Below are 696 nucleotides of genomic sequence, written 5' to 3'. Positions count from 1 at the left end.
TAATATTTACTAGTATGGTTATCTTCTCAAAAAAATAAACCCTTTCAGGTTATTTTTAAGAAAATGGTGGAGGGGGGCAGATTCGAACTGCCGAACCCGAAGGAGCGGATTTACAGTCCGCCGCGTTTAGCCACTTCGCTACCCCTCCGACATTTAAACATATATGGTGGAGGATGACGGGATCGAACCGCCGACCCCCTGCTTGTAAGGCAGGTGCTCTCCCAGCTGAGCTAATCCTCCAAAAGTGGTGACCCGTACGGGATTCGAACCCGTGTTACCGCCGTGAAAGGGCGGTGTCTTAACCACTTGACCAACGGGCCAAAAATTTAAAAACTTTTCCAAGCTTCCAACCGGGCTTGAACCGGTGACCTCTTCCTTACCATGGAAGTACTCTACCAGCTGAGCTATGGAAGCATAATGGCTCCGCAGGTAGGAATCGAACCTACGACCGATCGGTTAACAGCCGATAGCTCTACCGCTGAGCTACTGCGGAATAATACAAGCCTGGCAACGTCCTACTCTCACAGGGACAAGGTCCCAACTACCATCGGCGCTAGAGAGCTTAACTTCCGTGTTCGGTATGGGAACGGGTGTGACCTCTCTGCCATCATTACCAGACTTTTATCATTATACACATTCTTTTCAGAATGTCAAAAGGAATTTTAAATACATATTCCTTCAAAACTAGATAACATT

The 696-nt window shown here is 47.4% G+C and carries 5 tRNA genes and 1 rRNA gene; all 6 read right to left on the bottom strand.

Features of this window, described 5'->3' with window-relative positions:
• Nucleotides 1-64: 64 nt before the first annotated feature.
• Nucleotides 65-148: transfer RNA gene (locus OXT04_RS29490), tRNA-Tyr, on the bottom strand.
• 16 nt (nt 149-164) lie between these two features.
• Nucleotides 165-240: transfer RNA gene (locus OXT04_RS29485), tRNA-Val, on the bottom strand.
• Nucleotides 241-245: 5 nt separating this feature from the next.
• Nucleotides 246-320 (bottom strand) — tRNA-Glu (locus OXT04_RS29480).
• 21 nt (nt 321-341) lie between these two features.
• Nucleotides 342-414: transfer RNA gene (locus OXT04_RS29475), tRNA-Thr, on the bottom strand.
• Between the two features lie 4 nt (nt 415-418).
• Nucleotides 419-493 (bottom strand) — tRNA-Asn (locus tag OXT04_RS29470).
• 9 nt (nt 494-502) lie between these two features.
• A 5S ribosomal RNA gene (gene rrf / locus OXT04_RS29465) occupies nt 503-618 on the bottom strand.
• Nucleotides 619-696 lie beyond the last annotated feature (78 nt).

It is taken from the genome of Bacillus sp. GC_Bacil_1 (assembly GCF_026540675.1).
Lineage (GTDB): Bacteria > Bacillota > Bacilli > Bacillales > Bacillaceae_G > Bacillus_A > Bacillus_A cereus.
This window is presented reverse-complemented; position numbering and strand designations above follow the sequence as displayed.